Source organism: Trichlorobacter thiogenes (assembly GCF_900167465.1).
Classification (GTDB): Bacteria; Desulfobacterota; Desulfuromonadia; order Geobacterales; family Pseudopelobacteraceae; genus Trichlorobacter; species Trichlorobacter thiogenes.
In genome coordinates this window covers 124,764-140,509 of record NZ_FUWR01000006.1, presented here as the reverse complement: position 1 = coordinate 140,509, position 15,746 = coordinate 124,764, and the positions used below count along the sequence as shown (strand labels likewise).

Genomic DNA, 15,746 nt, shown 5'->3' with positions numbered 1-15,746 from the left:
ATATAGGGGCGGGTCTAAAACCCGCCCCTACCATTACAGCCGGATACGTTCGTATCGACTACTTCTTTACTTCCTCAAAGTCCGCATCAACGACTTTCTCATCCTTAGGCTTTGCACTGCCTTCCTGATGGCCACCACTGCAATCTGCACCGCAGTCACTTCCGCACGAATCAGCGCCCGGTTGCTGGGCCTGGGCATACATCGCCTCTGCCAGCTTATGGGCAGCCTGGGCCAGCTCATCAGTAGCCTTCTTGATCACTTCTGCATCGTCACTGTCCATGACCTTCTTCAGGTCGGCAATCTTATTCTCGATATTGCCTTTTTCAACAGCATCCACCTTATCACCAACATCCTTCAGTGACTTTTCGGTGCTGTAGATCATGGAGTCTGCCTGGTTACGGGCCTCAATCGCCTCACGCTTTTTCTTGTCTTCTGCAGCGTGGGACTCGGCATCCTTAACCATCTTGTCGATCTCTTCCTTGGACAGGCCGGACGAGGCGGTGATACGGATCGATTGTTCCTTGCCAGTACCCAGATCCTTGGCAGAGACATGCACAATGCCGTTGGCATCAATATCAAAGGTCACTTCAATCTGTGGTACGCCGCGGGGTGCAGCAGGAATACCGGTCAGTTCAAAGTTGCCCAGCGTCTTGTTGTCACGGGCCATTTCACGCTCACCCTGCAGTACGTGGATGGAAACCGCAGGCTGGTTATCAGCAGCCGTGGAGAAGGTCTGGGACTTGCGGCACGGGATGGTGGTGTTCTTTTCGATCAGCCGGGTCAGCACACCGCCCAGGGTCTCGATCCCCAGCGAAAGCGGGGTTACATCCAGCAGCAGCACATCCTTGACATCACCCTTGAGCACGCCGCCCTGGATACCGGCACCAATAGCAACAACCTCATCAGGGTTAACCCCTTTGTTCGGTACCTTGCCAAAGATTTCCTGTACACGCTGCATAACCGCCGGCATACGGGTCATACCACCCACCAGAATAACTTCATCGATCTCGGATGCAGACAGACCGGCATCCTTCATAGCAGTACGGCAGGGGGCTTCCAGCTTGCGCAGCAGATCATCGCAGAGCGACTCCAGCTTGGCACGGGACAGCTTCAGATTCAGGTGCTTGGGACCGCTGGCATCAGCCGTGATGAACGGCAGATTGATGTCAGTTTCCATGGAGCCAGACAGCTCGCACTTGGCCTTTTCTGCTGCTTCCTTCAGACGCTGCAGGGCCATCTTGTCGCCACGCAAGTCAATGCCTTGATCTTTTTTGAACTCGTCAGCGATCCAGTCGATGATCTTCTGGTCAAAGTCCTCGCCACCCAGGAAGGTATCTCCGTTGGTGGATTTCACCTCAAACACGCCGTCACCCAGTTCAAGTACGGATACGTCAAAGGTACCGCCGCCCAGGTCAAACACGGCGATCTTCTCATCCTTCTTCTTGTCCAGACCATAGGCCAAGGCAGCAGCGGTCGGCTCGTTGATGATCCGCAACACATTCAGACCGGCAATCTTACCGGCATCCTTGGTTGCCTGACGCTGTGAGTCATCAAAATAGGCCGGTACGGTAATAACTGCATCCGTCACGGTCTCGCCCAGATAGTCTTCAGCGGTCTTCTTCATCTTCTGCAGAATAATGGCCGAGATCTCCGGCGGAGAATATTTCTTCTCACGTACATCAACCCAGGCATCACCATTGTCTGCCTTGACGATCTTGAACGGGGAAATGGCGATATCCTTCTTGACCGCTTCAGTCTCAAACTTGCGGCCGATCAGACGCTTGATAGCAAAGAGGGTATTTTCCGGGTTGGTGACTGCCTGGCGCTTGGCCTGCTGGCCAACAATCCGCTCACCTGCCTCGGTAAAAGCCACCATTGAAGGGGTGGTACGGCTGCCTTCAGAGTTGGCGATAACGATCGGCTCCCCGCCCTCCATGATTGCTACGCAGGAGTTGGTGGTTCCAAGGTCAATGCCGATAACTTTACTCATGAGTGTAATTCTCCTTCCAAAAATGTCTTCTAATAATCAACGTGGGTATTGGTTTTTAAAAAAACAAGGGGTAGCTGAAAATAAATCTAGGGATTCTTGGCAACCGACACCATGGATGGCCGTAGCAAGCGTTCTTTCAGCAGGTAGCCCTTCTGGAACTCCTGCACAATGGTGTTGGCCGGATGCTCGCTGGTCTCCACCTGGGCCATGGCCTGATGGAATGCCGAGTCAAACAGCGTGCCGCAATTCCCATCCACCGCACAGACCCCGAACTTCTTCAGTGCCGTCTGCAGTAGGGTATGGGTCATCTTGACCCCTTCAACCAGGGCAGGCAGGCCATCTTCATTGGCATGATCAAGGGCGCGCTCAAGGTTATCCAATACCGGCAGCACCTCTTCCACCAGCGACTTGATGCCGTAATTCAGCAGTTCTTCCTTTTCACGGGAGGCACGCTTGCGGTAGTTTTCCAGGTCAGCGCGCTCACGCAGCAGCTTGTCCCAGTTATCTTTTGCCTCCTGCTCTTTTGCTGCAAGTTGCTCCTGCAGTTGAGCAATCATCTGCTCCGGTGTTACCTCGCCAGCTTCAACCACCGGCTCCTGCTCTGTCTGTGCATCAAGATTTTCTTTATCCATGATATCAAACTATCCTTTCAGAACAGCCTGCATCTCGCAGCGTTCGTTATCGTTCTGTCAGCAAGCGGCTGACCAGTTGTGCCGTATAATCAACTATCGGAATGACTGATGAATACCCCATCCGGGTCGGACCAATCACCCCCATCAGTCCGATGGTGTTGGCATCGGTCATATAGGTAGAGGTAATCAGACTCATGCCGGCTATTTCTTTCAAAGGGGTTTCTGAACCGATAAAGATCTGGACCCCCTGCGCCTGCATGCAGTTACCCAACAGTTGCGCTAATCTGCCTTTTTCTTCAAATGCCTGAAATATTTCCCGCATTTTGTTAACATCGTTAAACTCAGGCTGCTCAAAAATCCGGGACTGACCGGTGATGAAGACCTCATCCTGCTCATGTGGCAATGCCTGTTGTGACAGGCTCAGCGCCTTGGTCATCATCTGATCATACCGGTTCTTTTCCAGCTCCATCTCTGCCAGAATCTTTTCCCGCACCTGACTGATGGAGAGACCTTCAAGGGTACTGTTCAGGTAGTTGGACATCCTGACCAGATCTTCAGGCATAAAATCCTGATCAACCTCTATGATCCGGTTCTGCACAGCGCCGCTACAGGTAACCAGAATGGCCAGAACACGTCGGGAACCAAGCTTGATGAACTCAATCTGGCGAAACAGACTGGTGGTAAAACGCGGCGCCACCACAATGCCGGTATAGTTTGAAAGACTTGAAAGAGTCCGACTGGCCTCACGCAGCAGGTCGGTCAGGTTACCGCCGGTTTCCCGGCAACGCTTCAGGATCTCTTTTTTCTCCGTATGGGTAATCGTCCGTAACCCGACCAGGGAATCAACATAAAAACGAAAGCCCTTGTCGGTGGGAATCCGTCCGGCAGAGGTGTGGGGCGATGCCAACAGCCCCAGCTCTTCAAGACTTGCCATGACATTACGCACCGTGGCCGAAGACAGGGACAGGGCATGACGCCGGGCAACAGCGCTGCTGCCAACCGGCTCAGCTGTGGCGATGTAGTCTTCGACAATCGCCTCCAGAATCTGCCTGCTTCGTTGTGAGAGTGTCAGATCAACCATGACACATCCTTTACCCGTTTCTTTCCCTGCTATCAGCCGTATAAGCGCTCTGTTAGCACTCTATAAAGTTGAGTGCTAACAGGTCACAAGGTAATCAGCAGGCCTCTATTTGTCAAGGCCATATTCAAACAAACCAGGACAGGACTCAGCCGCAAAAAACCAGTAAAGAGCTTGCCTGCCGGAAAGAAACGCTATATATATAGTTATTCAAATAAATACAGGAGGATGATCGCGGTGTCCTGGCAGGCAATCGGCATATTTGATTCCGGAGTAGGTGGCTTAACAGTCTTGCGTGAACTGACCCGAGCCCTGCCCCAGGAAGACACCATCTATTTTGGTGATACGGCACGGGTTCCCTATGGAACCAAGTCACCGGACACGGTTATCCGCTACTCCCAAGAGATCGCCTCATTCCTGATCAAACGAGATATCAAGCTATTGGTAGTCGCCTGCAATACCGCCTCTGCCGTAGCACTGCCAACCCTGCGCCGCTCTCTGCCGGTTCCGGTGGTCGGTGTCATAGAGCCCGGAGCAAAACGGGCAGCAGAAGTAACCCGTAGCGGTGTTGTTGGCGTCATCGGCACCAGCGGCACCATCCGCAGCAGCGCCTACTCCCGGGCCATCAAGCGTCTGAATCCAGAGATTTCTGTGCTTGCCAAACCCTGCCCGCTCTTTGTTCCCCTCGCCGAAGAAGGCTGGATTGACAATGATGTAACGCTAATGACCGCACGACTCTACCTTGAAGAACTTCGGGAAGCACAGGTTGATACACTGGTGCTGGGCTGCACCCACTATCCCTTGCTGAAAAAGATCATAGCCGAGGTTATGGGACCGGAGGTCACCCTGGTGGACTCTGCCGAAGAAACCGCCCGCACTGTGGCGTCCATCCTGCAGGCAAAGAACATGCTGCGCCCACCGGCAGAACTGGGCAACCACCACTATTATGTCACTGATGTACCAGCCGGCTTTATACGAGTAGGCAATCGTTTCCTGGGCGGCAAGCTGGGGGATGTGTACCAGGTTTCACTTGATGACTGTCGGCTTAGCACGGAGAAAGACTGATGGCGATACAACACAAACAACGCATCGGCGCTGATGTTATAGTACCCTTTATCCTGATTGCCCTGGTATTTGGCGGGCTATTCTGGCAAAAATATCAGGAAGCGCGCCAACTCCCCGATGCCCCTCCCGGCAAACAAGGACCGGCTGTAACCAAAAAGGTAACGCTCTTTTTTGGTGATGATGAATCCCACCTGATCCGGGAGGCCCGTGAAGTTGAGGCCTGTGAAGACCGGACCACCTGCCTCCGCTCACTGTTGGAAGAGCTGTTTGTCGGCCCGGTAGGCGAACTGACTGCTGTTATTCCTGAGTGGGCCACAATCAACAGCGTTAAAATTGAAGATAATCTGGCTACTGTCGATCTGAGTAAAGACTTTGCTGAATCACTGGAGCCGGGCAGCTCAGCTGAAATGATGGCGGTCTATGCAATCGTCAACACGATCTGCAACAACATGCCGGAAATACAGCGTGTAAAGATCACCCTTGATGGCAACCAGACATCGCAACTGCGCCACCTCGACCTGTCCGAGCCACTGGAACCTGATTACTCTCTGGAGCCGCAGCCTGCTGCAACACCACAGCAGGGGAAAAAGTAGAGGAAACCAACCATGCTGCTGGGCTACAACCATAATATCAACTACAAAGACTCTGTGTTTCATATCCAGACCGAAGACAGCGGCGTTAAAAACCCCCATATCATCACCCTGCTGTACCGGGAAGGTGTGATCCTCTGTTCAAAAAAAACCAGCTACGCCGACATCCTCAGAATCGACAACCTGGAAGCGGTTGTAGAAGACCTGATGAAGGAACAACACAAAGATATGCTCCGCCGCCTGAAAGGCGGTGAGTTTGACGAAAAGGCTTTTGGCGCCCCCCAGCAAGCAGAAGCAAAGCCTGTGGAGCCAAAGCAGGAAAGCACCACTCCTTCTGCTCCACCTCCACCGCCAGTCGCTCCTGTAGTAGATACCTCAGTGGCCACCAGTGGCGTTGATCTGCTCTTCCAGGAAGCGGTACAGACAACATCAACAAACGCAACAGAACCACCCAAAGCAGCCGAAGCACCCACAAAAAAACAAGATGCTGTCAGCCTGGATGACGCAATCCTTAATTTCTTTGGCGCATCAAAATAACAAGAACCAGATATTGACAACTTTTTTCATGCTCAGCGAGAAATACCATAAAAAAATATTGACTCTTATCCCGACATTTGCTAAATAACTTTTCTCACCAAGCGGGAATAACTCAGTGGTAGAGTGCAACCTTGCCAAGGTTGAAGTCGCGAGTTCGAATCTCGTTTCCCGCTCCAATAAAAACAATCACTTACGGTGATGCGACCCCGGATTTTGACCATTTTTTGACCCAAAATGGACAATCCGGGGTTTCTATTTTTGGCTGTTTGCATCAGCATAGCTGTCAGCCTTGCCGAAGTTCAGCTTGGAAAAATCAGGCTGCACAACCGCTGACTGCAGATGAGACAGCTGCTGCCCCTCATGCATTTCTGTTGCTAACATGCTTGCGAGTTTTTTTATAGCCTCTGGAGACATTCCTGTTGCCGGAGTTGGATCAAAACCCAGCTCCTGCAAGTAGATATGCGGGAACGACCGCTTGAACTCCTCAGGATCCAGAATATCCCGTCCCAGGTGTTCCAGGATAGACTCCTTCTCTGCCAGCAAACCTTCCCTAAAATCACCGTATGTGTCTTCGGTCAGCGTTGAACGTGACGAGTGTCCCGTCAGATTTTTCAGACGCGTTGAATCTACCCCTAGCAGAACCATCCAACCGACAAACGTGTGGCGTAGGCTGTACATGTTTCGGTGCGGAAGGCCTGCGGCCTTCAATGCCGGGCCCCAGATCCGTTTCAAAATAGTTGTGTAATTGAGGGGAGTTTTGCCATCCTCCATGGTAAACACATACTCGCTTTGGGAAGATTCTGCTGCCTGCTGCATAATGTTGTTAAAATTTGACCCCAGTCTTAGCTCACGCGACCGGAATGTCGTTTTTGCCCGGTTTTTCTGGACACCGCGGGAGTAGGATCGCTTGATTTCAATATGGTCATCGTGAATGCAATCTTTCTTGAGTCCCTTTAACTCAGAGAAAATCATGCCCATCCGCATAGCCTCAAACAGAGGCCGATAATGTATCGGCACATGCATAATGAAATTCAGCCATTCACTCAGCAGCCATACTTCACGCGGTTTATGCCTGACGTCGCCGTCTTCATCGAAAAGCGCTTCAATCTTTTTGATCCGCCGGAATGCCGGTTGAAATGGATCAGCATACGGCCACTTGTAATCTGAGCAGGCCTCTTGATACATCTTCCTTAGAAGATTGAGGATGTTTCGCATTCTCACCGCCGACAGGTATTGGCCCTGACGTTTCCCGCTGATATGTTTAAGATTACGAACAAACATCTTCAGTGTGGATGAGGTTAGCTCAGCAAATGTCAGGTGCCCAATCATCGGCTTAATTCTTGATTCTATGAGATCCGTGTAATCAATTTTCATAGAAGCATGGATCGTTTGTTTCTCCTCCTCCAGCCAGCTGTCCGCATATTCGCTGATGGTAACATCACCTGGTTTTACAACAGGCACGCCATAGAGCGACCGTTCCATTGCTACGAACTTGTCCAACATCTCTTGATCAGCATCCGGGAAAAATTCTTTGAATCTGAAGCTCTTGTTTTTTAGGGCAGCTCCAACGTCGTTCAAAAAAACAGCCAGATCTCGCTGATTGCTTGGCGTATCCTCCATGCCGCTGGTCATACGAACGCGCTCTTTATAAATCCTACAGTCAATATGCAGATACCCACGTACTACCCTAATGTTGCCAAATGTATGTTTTACTTCCATTTTATGTCCTTTCCATGGCACACCCCCTCAGACGAATTTCGTTCGCCTAAATAGGATACGCCTGATTATGCCGCCTGTATAGTCGACCGTTTTACCTGAAATGCAGGTTTTCGACCACCAGATCGTGAATTTGCGATATCTGACAATCCTCCTCTGCGACTCGCCTTCGGTTTAATCAGATCCTCAGTCGATTTTATTTGAGGCTGGATTGTTAATGCAGCTTCAACCATCAACTCCTCTGCAGAGTTTGGCTCTGCGTTTGCCTGAGCAACAGTCATTCCCATCCCCATCTGCATAAGCAATTGGTCGCGCATCACCATTTCACGGCATGGCCAGAAAAATTTCTTTTCTGATCCGTCCGAGATGTAATCAAGACCATCGACATAGTGTCCATCCCTAATTCGCTGGAAAATAGAGGTCCGCCCCAATTTTCTGCGCTCACTGAACTCAGCCAGTGTCAGTATGTCGGTGGTTACCAGAGCCAATGAGCCGTCCTGTCCGTTAATGCTGTTGCCTGATGAATTCTATTAAAGCAAAAACCAGATCGAAAATTCCAGTCGAGGCCAAAGATTTATTTCTTGTGATATTAGCGTGTTATGATTTGAGGCAAAAATAATTAAATTTTTATTCAGAAGAATTTCTAAAAAACAATGGATATGATATAATTCAGCATGCTGATTATATGTATACTGAATTATTGTAAGGAGGTCCCATGACCGAACTGTTGGAACGCTACACCGAACATCTACGCTGGTTAGCTGAATACAGCCTACTGCCAGCCCACCTTTTGGCTGTTGGACACTGGTATACGCCAGCCGTATGCGTTGGCTGCCTGGCGCTTTTGGCTCATGTTGCTGTAGCTGCCAGCCATCTCCGGTCAGACACTGTCAGGGCGTAGAGGGGAGGATTTCATGGGTACTACTGTCGATAACATGGCATTACTGTCGAGAAACGGACATCAGCCCAGTTCTGTGTCGCCTCTACGGGTGGTTGTTGTTGACGATGCAGTGCTGTCAGGACCAGCGGATGGACAAGTTCTGTCCTGGCGACCACTGCTGCTCGAAATCAGGATTCAAGAAAATGAATTGGACTATTTGAATCGGGTTGCCAATTGTCAGGCTAAACGGGCCTGTGGTGCTGGTGTTGCATGGGCATCAGGCCAGATTGTCGACCACTGTGACGGGCTGATCAATGAGATTATCCATGGCATGATGGATGCACATACAAAACAGGCTGTCCGCCTCGACAGGTTGTTTATGCTGGTAGCGATAGTGGGGTTGGTTATGATCCCATTCAATCCCATGGTAGGCATGACGTTTGTAATGCTCTGCATGCTGATTGGATGGATTGTATGGTTGGTTGCACAGCAGCGTAATCGCAAATTGGCAACACTGCTGATCCAGCTGGATGACACGCATGATGCGCGAGTTGATCTGATATGTCTGCTACATATCCGACAGGATGTATTGCGCGGCGGTGTTCAATGAATTTGCCCTGTCGTGATTATCGGTGGCCACCATACCGGGTCATATGGCGTTTAGCGCAGATCAAACGGGTCGGATCAGTGCGACTGGCGCGAGCCCGGGTCAGACAGGACCGCTTTCGTTGGTTTGAGAGTCATGGCGTGATCGTAGCGATCATGGAGGCTGGCCCATCAGCTCCGCGAACACTGGCAACCTATGCCACACAGAACCCTGATGAGGTGGTAGACGGCTATATCCAGCCGTTTTTGAGACTGTATCCTGGCGGTGTGGATATAATGTCCTGCGATGAATACTATGGGTGGCCCTGGGGCGAGGCACTGTGGTCGGCATTTCATGATGATGATCTTAGCCATATCGGTATTGAACGCCGGACCGAGCCACTGCTTGAAGATTGGGCGAGCAGGCCGGTGCCCGGCTGGGAACCGGTTGATCGAGGTAAATCCGGTCTATCGATCATCAGCCATACCAATGCTCCCGATGGTGAGGAGCTGATTGTAGCGGTAGAACCGGACCGGATAGCCATTTATACAGGAGACATATTCTCATCACCGACACTGACACAGAAAAGGTTAGCCATGGCGGTGCCGCACTATGCGCCGGACACGGCAGCGTTGTCGAGATACCTGCCCCATCGCCTGCTGCATGAGGCAAAATACATCATGCGCTGGTATCGTAAACTGATTTACGATTTGGTACTGGCAGAGGCCAGAACGGCCATGGTCTGATCTGCTCCATGAGCAAAAAAATGGTAGAGTTAAATACGCAGTATTTTAAATGCGGATCTTGTCACTTGATAATTGCTCGAATCCCAGGAATTCGAGCTTTTGGCAGTGAATTTTCGGAAAATGGTCGCATAAGTAACTGCGTTACTTGTGATGTGGATTTTGTCACTGAATGGACTGAAATAGCAGCTATGAGATACGGCCGTTTTCAGGTCGCAATGAACTACGCCAGTCGGACCAGTGACGTTGTCTATCAGATATGGTGCCGGTGATGGCGGTCAGACTGCTATCCAACTGTTTACCAAATAGTCCCATTGCCTCATCGACCGACAAGCTGACATCCATTCGGGCACTCAATCGATCGCTGCAGTCCTGGCTAGCGATCATGACATCGGGATAGGCGCTACGGACCTGATTGGTTAGTGCATGAATGGCGTTGCGTTCACCTGACATGCGAAATTTGATCATAATTATGCTGCCTCCTGTTCAATTATTGGAGTTGTGACACGTGGTCGGCCCCTGCGCGAGCTTTTAACCGCTGTCTGTTCTCCAGCAATAGGTGTGCCGGCGCCTGATTGATCAGTTGTCGGTTGTGTCGGTTGCTCGACCGTTTGACTCTGTTGAACTGCGGCAGCAGGTTGGTCGGCATGTATGGACACACTGGCTACTGAGAACTGGACCAGCAGCGCAGTGTTGACCTGCTCAAATGTTGCTGCCCTGGCCCGCTCTGTGGCGGCCTCAGCCCTTGTCGCATCCAGTTGGCGGGACATGTTGTTCAATCGATCCTCCAGATCATTTATCCGCTGGTAAGCTGACTCCAATTCCTCAGTCATCAGTGCAGTCTGCTGTTGAGCCTCCTGATTGTTATGCTCGATGCTCTGATTGAGGCGCCTGGCAAACTCATCATCAGTATTTTTCTGGATACCGGCCAGCATACGGGCCAACTCGCCAATGCTTGCCTGAGTCTGCTGTACGGCTCTGTCCAGCAACTGCTCGATCTCCGGGCGCAGGACAGCGGGTTGCTGCTGGCGTGACGGTGCAGACGTGGCCTGCTGCAGTTCAGCCATCACCTCGTTGCGTAAACGGAGGACCGTGCTGGCAGATGGATTAAGGTCATAGGTTTTTCTGATAAATGCGGAAATCTCATGTGACGGCGGCGTCACACCGTCGATACGGCTGACAATGCCGCGCTCTCTGCAGTCAACTACAGCCTCAACCACCATCTCTCTTGTACATATTCTCCGCCCTGTTGATGCATCCATTACCTGAACCCTCCTGGCAATACTCAGTAGTGAGTAGTATCGTAATACTCAGTAATACCGTTTCAGTACTACTGGACAGCATGTCCTGCGTGTTGAATATATCGCAGGATCGGTGCCGTGAGATCATCATGGCAAATCGGATGGGCAAAAAGCAAATCACCGGAGCATTTTTTTACAACAAGCCGTTATTATGAAGTTTTATTAAATGTGATATGTCAGGTATGTATGAACAAAAACATCGACATTTGCACTATATCTGGTACCGCAAACAGATGAAGGAACAACTTCCGGAACTGCTGGACAAGTGGCAGCAGGTCATCGGTGTGCAGATTGACAGCTTTGGCATCAAGCGGATGAAGACCCGCTGGGGCACCTGCAACCCAACTGCCCGGCGTGTCTGGCTGAATCTTGAGTTGATCAAGAAGCCTATCCACTGCCTTGAATACATCATCGTCCATGAGCTGATGCACCTGCTGGAAAAGCATCACAATGACCGCTTTAAGGCGTTGATGGACCAGTATCTGCCGCTGTGGCGGCAGTACCGTGAAGAGCTGAATCGGCAACCATTATGCGGTGATGAGTAGGTGGAGTAACCTTGTTGAGGCTGAAAAGCTATGCGTGTTTACCCATTCTTGATGTACTGATATAAAGTCTCACGACTTATACCTAAATCACGTGCAATTACGGCCTTTTTATCTCCAGCCTGCACTCTTTTTTTAAGCTGATTAACCTGTTCAACCGACAAACTTTTTGCCCGCCCCCGATAAACCCCACGTCGTTTTGCAAGCGCAATACCCTCACGCTGACGCTCACGTATAATCGACCGTTCAAATTCAGCAAAAGCACCCATAACTGACAGCAGCAACGTCCCCATAGGAGTTGTTTCATTTGTGAAGGTTAGCCCTTCTTTTACAAATTCTACTGTCACGCCCATGCTCGTCAGTTGTTGCACAATTCGTCTAAGGTCATCAAGATTCCGAGCCAGGCGGTCGAGGCTATGCACAACAACAACATCACCCTCCCGGACGTAAGACATCATTGCTGATAATTCAGGCCTTTTTGTGTCCTTTCCAGATGCTCTGTCGCTGAAAAGTCGATCAAACTGAACTTGGTCTAGTTGGCGATCCGGATTTTGATCGTAAGAGCTCACCCTCACATAACCAACCCGCTGCCCTGTCATATGTCCCCCCGCAATATGTCAGATTAAGATCTAAACATATTTTAACACATGTCAGGTAAATACTAAAATGATTCTATTCTGACACTGTAGGGGCATGATGCCTGACGTCAAGTTGGAGTAGACCCAAACTAGGCACAAATAATAACATGCTTTCTCCATAGCTTAACGCAAGACACGCTCAATCCCGATCTTCGCAGCATTCACACACCTCATTCAGCCATTCTGTAAACTTAGCCCAGGGTTCGGGCAACAAGTCTTGATTGAAAACATCTCGCAGCCATTGTTGTAGTCAGTCACCGCAGCTTAGTAATCACTCCAAAGAAGATAGATTATAACAAGTTACGCACCAAACAGGCCCGTAGAGATATCTACGGGCCTGTTTATTCAAAAAACACTTATATACAGCTTAGCGATTTGCTGGATTTTTAGGATCACCCTTGTAGCCAAGCGCTTTCCAGTCCAGACGCCCTTTATCACCGTGGCAGTCACCACACTTGAGAGCCTTATCTTTGGGAGCAACCATATGGTTTACCGCCCAGACCATTGAGGTCTCAATAAAGCCATACTTGCCACTGTAGGGTTGGTTGGCAGCTTTCATACCTGCCTCTATTGCCTTGTTCCAGTCATACTTGACCCAGTAAGCGGTCTCACTGGTCGGCGGCCCAAAAGTATTCACCACTGCGACGGTGTTGTTAACACTGTCATAAGGCTGCTTGCCACGCATGATCTTAAACGGCATGATTTTAGCGTTAGGGTCTTTACGATCGCCCTTAGCCGCTGACAGCTTGACCACCTTGGAAGGATCAATCTTGTCACCGAGCAAAACCCGATCAACGGTTCCATTATACCACTCATAGGTTGGGACAACATCTTTATCCCACTTAAAGTCACCTTTCATCTTAGCATACAGATGTTCACCATACTGATCATGCTTGATCTCTTCGGGCTTCAGGTTTTTACCGGCAGTGGACCAATCCCACCATACTTTGGTTGCTTTGGCTTTGGCAAAAGTCGGGATATGGCAGGTCTGACAAGCGACCTTTTTGGCATGCTTGTTCAGGAATCCGTTTTTATGCACGTTCTCTTTGTGACAGTCAGTACACCCCATGATACGGGGACCTGCGCCAACTGATACTGCAATTGCCTCCCCTTTGATAGCATGATCCTTGCCACCCTTATGACAGGACTGACAAGTCATCTTTGCCTTACCGCCCATATGCACATCAATTTCAGCTGATGGGTTCGCAAGAGAGGAATCCAGATCACCATGCTTTACCCTGTCTCCTCCGCCGCCATAGAAGTGACAGGATCCACATGCCTGACGGGTAGGTTTGCCAACAGACTGGGCCACCTTCACCAGATCGACCTTGCTATCTGGGTTGCCTGCACCTGCTGGTGTCTTTTTGTAGGTGCCGGTGGTTTCATGGCAGACCAGACAGTCTACGTTCTCAGCTTTGTTAAAATCGAAACTCTTATCCTTCCAGCCATAGCCAGCATGACAACTGGTACAGCGCGGCCAGTTGGAATCAATGGCAACACAGAAGTTGTTAAGGGCGTTCTTTTTACCGTACTCCATCTCCTTGCCGTTAATTTTCTGCTTTTTAGCCCAAGTCCAATGGACGGACTTCATAAACGACTTGGTCTCGGCCTCATGACATTCCATACACTTCTTGGTCACTTCAGGACCTGTCTTGAAAGGACCAGCACCGACGTAATCGGCATGGTTGCCAGCGATTGCACTTGTTGCCAGGGAAAGCCCCAGCAACAACGCTGCCCGCGCCATCAGCTTCTGCAGTTTCATACGCATCCTCCTTTTGGGATTACCTCTAAACGAGGTCAAAATATATGAATATCCATATAAATACTTAATATAATTAAATGTATTTAACAATGGCCCTTATACGGTATTCGGGTTATAAGTCAAGATATAGAATTAATATACATTAAGGTTAGAGAGATAATGAAAGTGCTTCCGTCCTTGGTCAGGCTGTTTTTAAATCGTTTTATCCCGGCTTCGTTGATCTATATCAGCAGCATGCTGTTTCTCTTTGAAGTGGATGAACATGCCCACAAGACCTTCCTGACGCAGATCGGCGTAAGATCCGATGATCAGTTTTTGGGACAATTGCATGCACATCTGCTGGGTTCGCTGATACCGGTCGGATTACTGCTCTTTGTGGCGATTAGCGTGGTCTGTCTTCTTTTTGCCATCAAGCGCAAACAGCAACTTATCAGTGATTCTAAGCAGCAGGAGCATCTGTACAAAATCCAGCTATTGCTGGACTCAACCCAGGAGGGGATCTACGGCACTGATCATCACGGTTGCTGCACCATGGCCAATAAGGCCTGTGCCCGGATGTTGGGGTTTGACACCCCGGAGCAGTTGCTGGGGCAACAGATGCATAACCTGATGCACCACACCAGAGCAGACGGCAGCCACTATCCGGCTGAGGAGTGTACAGCCCACCGGATGAGTGAAACCGGCGTGGTCAACGTGATTGAGAACGAGGTATTCTGGCGCAGGGATGGCAGTTTTTTTCCGGTATCCTACAGTGTGCTGCCGATGCGGGATGGTCAGCAGGCGGTTGGTATGGTCTGCAGTTTCATGGATATAACGGAAAAACTCCAGATAGAGGAGCAGTTACGCCAGGCCCAGAAAATGGAGGCGGTGGGGCAGCTTTCAGGCGGTATCGCCCACGACTTTAATAACATACTGCAGATTGTATCCAACAATACAAGACTTGCCATGGAACGTTTTGACAAGACTGATTCACTCTATGACAGCCTGCAGGAGATGATAACCGCAGTAGAGCGTGGTTCAAATCTGACCCGCAGTATGCTGGCCTTCAGTCGCAAACAGTTTATGCGGATGAAACCACTGGAGCTGAACCGAATGCTGACGGATGCCTTGCTGCTGGGCCGGAAATTGTTACCCAAGACGATTCAGCTTGAGTTTATCCCCTGCGTTGAAGAACTGCATGTTACGGCTGACAGTACCCTGCTGCAGCAGGTCTTGTTTAACCTCCTGACCAATGCCCGTGATGCCATGCCTGCCGGCGGTACCATTACGGTTGCGACCAAGAAGGTGTTGATTCCTGATCAGGAGTTGTTGCGGCTCCACAACTCTTCTCACCGTGGGCCTTTTGCCCGTTTGATGGTGACTGATCAAGGGAGCGGTATTCCAGAAGAGATCAGGCAGAAGATATTTGATCCGTTTTTTACCACCAAAGAGGTGGGCCAAGGTACCGGCCTGGGTCTTTCAATGGCCTTTGGTACCCTGCAGCAGCATGGTGGCTTTGTTTCCATAGCCTCATCCTCAGACGAAGGCACGACCATTGCGGTTTGTCTGCCGATTCAAGAGCCCGGTTCCGCTTGATCAGCATAGTATCTCCAGCCGAATATCCCCCTGCATGATTCCTTCATACAGCAGCCTTCTTTCCTGCCATATACTGTATTACAGTCTTATCAGCATCTTAGCCTCATAATC

General features: G+C 50.3%; 17 protein-coding genes and 1 tRNA gene. 9 read left to right on the top strand and 9 right to left on the bottom strand.

Features of this window, described 5'->3' with window-relative positions; all coding sequences use genetic code 11:
* Positions 1-58 precede the first annotated feature (58 nt).
* The 3 genes from dnaK to hrcA form a co-directional block, all read right to left on the bottom strand.
* Entirely contained in the window at positions 59-1,990 is a 1,932-nt protein-coding gene (dnaK, locus tag B5D39_RS07405; protein ID WP_078789822.1) for a molecular chaperone DnaK, read from the bottom strand.
* 86 nt (positions 1,991-2,076) lie between these two features.
* On the bottom strand, positions 2,077-2,622 hold the full coding sequence (gene grpE, locus B5D39_RS07400; protein ID WP_078789821.1) for a nucleotide exchange factor GrpE: 546 nt from the start codon (positions 2,620-2,622) through the stop codon (positions 2,077-2,079).
* 46 nt (positions 2,623-2,668) lie between these two features.
* A complete protein-coding gene (gene hrcA / locus B5D39_RS07395; RefSeq protein WP_078789820.1) occupies positions 2,669-3,703 on the bottom strand; it encodes a heat-inducible transcriptional repressor HrcA in 1,035 nt (344 codons plus the stop codon).
* A gap of 234 nt (positions 3,704-3,937) precedes the next feature.
* Here hrcA and murI point away from each other — a divergent pair, with 234 nt between their 5' ends.
* From murI to B5D39_RS07375, 4 genes are all read left to right on the top strand, one after another.
* Entirely contained in the window at positions 3,938-4,765 is an 828-nt protein-coding gene (murI, locus tag B5D39_RS07390) for a glutamate racemase (RefSeq protein WP_078789848.1), read from the top strand.
* Positions 4,765-5,358: a GerMN domain-containing protein gene (locus B5D39_RS07385; protein WP_078789819.1), complete on the top strand. Its 594-nt coding sequence runs from the start codon at positions 4,765-4,767 to the stop codon at positions 5,356-5,358. Before murI ends, B5D39_RS07385 begins: the two co-directional genes overlap by 1 nt.
* A gap of 12 nt (positions 5,359-5,370) precedes the next feature.
* Positions 5,371-5,892: a hypothetical protein gene (locus B5D39_RS17345; RefSeq protein ID WP_244161373.1), complete on the top strand. Its 522-nt coding sequence runs from the start codon at positions 5,371-5,373 to the stop codon at positions 5,890-5,892.
* Positions 5,893-5,993: 101 nt separating this feature from the next.
* Positions 5,994-6,068 (top strand) — tRNA-Gly (locus B5D39_RS07375).
* Between the two features lie 76 nt (positions 6,069-6,144).
* Here the strand turns inward: B5D39_RS07375 and B5D39_RS07370 are convergent.
* Positions 6,145-7,611 (bottom strand): tyrosine-type recombinase/integrase, encoded by a 1,467-nt coding sequence (locus B5D39_RS07370; protein WP_078789818.1) that lies wholly within the window; start codon positions 7,609-7,611, stop codon positions 6,145-6,147.
* 65 nt (positions 7,612-7,676) lie between these two features.
* Positions 7,677-8,096, bottom strand: coding sequence for a hypothetical protein (locus B5D39_RS07365; RefSeq protein ID WP_078789817.1), 420 nt, complete (start codon positions 8,094-8,096; stop codon positions 7,677-7,679).
* 227 nt (positions 8,097-8,323) lie between these two features.
* Between B5D39_RS07365 and B5D39_RS07360 the strand changes: the two genes are divergently transcribed.
* Genes B5D39_RS07360 through B5D39_RS07350 form a run of 3 tightly spaced genes read left to right on the top strand, consistent with a single transcriptional unit; the run spans position 8,324 to position 9,820 of the window.
* Positions 8,324-8,509 carry a hypothetical protein gene (locus tag B5D39_RS07360; protein WP_078789816.1) on the top strand — a complete coding sequence of 62 codons (186 nt, stop codon included), beginning with the start codon at positions 8,324-8,326 and terminating at the stop codon, positions 8,507-8,509.
* A gap of 13 nt (positions 8,510-8,522) precedes the next feature.
* A complete protein-coding gene (locus B5D39_RS07355) occupies positions 8,523-9,098 on the top strand; it encodes a hypothetical protein (RefSeq protein ID WP_078789815.1) in 576 nt (191 codons plus the stop codon).
* Positions 9,095-9,820 (top strand): hypothetical protein, encoded by a 726-nt coding sequence (locus tag B5D39_RS07350; protein ID WP_208610556.1) that lies wholly within the window; start codon positions 9,095-9,097, stop codon positions 9,818-9,820. Before B5D39_RS07355 ends, B5D39_RS07350 begins: the two co-directional genes overlap by 4 nt.
* A 186-nt stretch (positions 9,821-10,006) precedes the next feature.
* On the opposite strand, the gene B5D39_RS07345 is transcribed toward B5D39_RS07350, so the two are convergent.
* Together B5D39_RS07345 and B5D39_RS07340 are read right to left on the bottom strand one after the other, a co-directional pair.
* Positions 10,007-10,285, bottom strand: coding sequence for a hypothetical protein (locus tag B5D39_RS07345; protein ID WP_078789813.1), 279 nt, complete (start codon positions 10,283-10,285; stop codon positions 10,007-10,009).
* A 2-nt stretch (positions 10,286-10,287) separates the two neighbouring features.
* Positions 10,288-11,079, bottom strand: a complete 792-nt coding sequence (locus tag B5D39_RS07340) for a hypothetical protein (RefSeq protein ID WP_139366707.1) — start codon at positions 11,077-11,079, stop codon at positions 10,288-10,290.
* 212 nt (positions 11,080-11,291) lie between these two features.
* Here B5D39_RS07340 and B5D39_RS07335 point away from each other — a divergent pair, with 212 nt between their 5' ends.
* Positions 11,292-11,663, top strand: a complete 372-nt coding sequence (locus B5D39_RS07335) for a SprT-like domain-containing protein (RefSeq protein WP_078789811.1) — start codon at positions 11,292-11,294, stop codon at positions 11,661-11,663.
* 38 nt (positions 11,664-11,701) lie between these two features.
* Here B5D39_RS07335 and B5D39_RS07330 read toward each other — a convergent pair whose 3' ends face one another.
* Together B5D39_RS07330 and B5D39_RS07325 are read right to left on the bottom strand one after the other, a co-directional pair.
* Positions 11,702-12,259: a recombinase family protein gene (locus tag B5D39_RS07330; protein WP_078789810.1), complete on the bottom strand. Its 558-nt coding sequence runs from the start codon at positions 12,257-12,259 to the stop codon at positions 11,702-11,704.
* Positions 12,260-12,665: 406 nt separating this feature from the next.
* On the bottom strand, positions 12,666-14,060 hold the full coding sequence (locus tag B5D39_RS07325) for a tetrathionate reductase family octaheme c-type cytochrome (protein WP_078789809.1): 1,395 nt from the start codon (positions 14,058-14,060) through the stop codon (positions 12,666-12,668).
* Between the two features lie 159 nt (positions 14,061-14,219).
* On the opposite strand from B5D39_RS07325, the gene B5D39_RS07320 reads away from it, so the two are divergent.
* Positions 14,220-15,635 carry a two-component system sensor histidine kinase NtrB gene (locus B5D39_RS07320; RefSeq protein ID WP_078789808.1) on the top strand — a complete coding sequence of 472 codons (1,416 nt, stop codon included), beginning with the start codon at positions 14,220-14,222 and terminating at the stop codon, positions 15,633-15,635.
* Positions 15,636-15,746: the final 111 nt, after the last annotated feature.

Coding starts and splice junctions, on each gene's coding strand:
- dnaK (WP_078789822.1), bottom strand. CDS start 1,990: ATGAGTAAAGTTATCGGCATTGACCTTGGAACCACCAACTCCTGCGTA.
- grpE (WP_078789821.1), bottom strand. CDS start 2,622: ATGGATAAAGAAAATCTTGATGCACAGACAGAGCAGGAGCCGGTGGTT.
- hrcA (WP_078789820.1), bottom strand. CDS start 3,703: ATGGTTGATCTGACACTCTCACAACGAAGCAGGCAGATTCTGGAGGCG.
- B5D39_RS07385 (WP_078789819.1), top strand. CDS start 4,765: ATGGCGATACAACACAAACAACGCATCGGCGCTGATGTTATAGTACCC.
- B5D39_RS17345 (WP_244161373.1), top strand. CDS start 5,371: ATGCTGCTGGGCTACAACCATAATATCAACTACAAAGACTCTGTGTTT.
- B5D39_RS07370 (WP_078789818.1), bottom strand. CDS start 7,611: ATGGAAGTAAAACATACATTTGGCAACATTAGGGTAGTACGTGGGTAT.
- B5D39_RS07360 (WP_078789816.1), top strand. CDS start 8,324: ATGACCGAACTGTTGGAACGCTACACCGAACATCTACGCTGGTTAGCT.
- B5D39_RS07355 (WP_078789815.1), top strand. CDS start 8,523: ATGGGTACTACTGTCGATAACATGGCATTACTGTCGAGAAACGGACAT.
- B5D39_RS07350 (WP_208610556.1), top strand. CDS start 9,095: ATGAATTTGCCCTGTCGTGATTATCGGTGGCCACCATACCGGGTCATA.
- B5D39_RS07345 (WP_078789813.1), bottom strand. CDS start 10,285: ATGATCAAATTTCGCATGTCAGGTGAACGCAACGCCATTCATGCACTA.
- B5D39_RS07340 (WP_139366707.1), bottom strand. CDS start 11,079: ATGGATGCATCAACAGGGCGGAGAATATGTACAAGAGAGATGGTGGTT.
- B5D39_RS07335 (WP_078789811.1), top strand. CDS start 11,292: ATGTCAGGTATGTATGAACAAAAACATCGACATTTGCACTATATCTGG.
- B5D39_RS07330 (WP_078789810.1), bottom strand. CDS start 12,259: ATGACAGGGCAGCGGGTTGGTTATGTGAGGGTGAGCTCTTACGATCAA.
- B5D39_RS07325 (WP_078789809.1), bottom strand. CDS start 14,060: ATGAAACTGCAGAAGCTGATGGCGCGGGCAGCGTTGTTGCTGGGGCTT.
- B5D39_RS07320 (WP_078789808.1), top strand. CDS start 14,220: ATGAAAGTGCTTCCGTCCTTGGTCAGGCTGTTTTTAAATCGTTTTATC.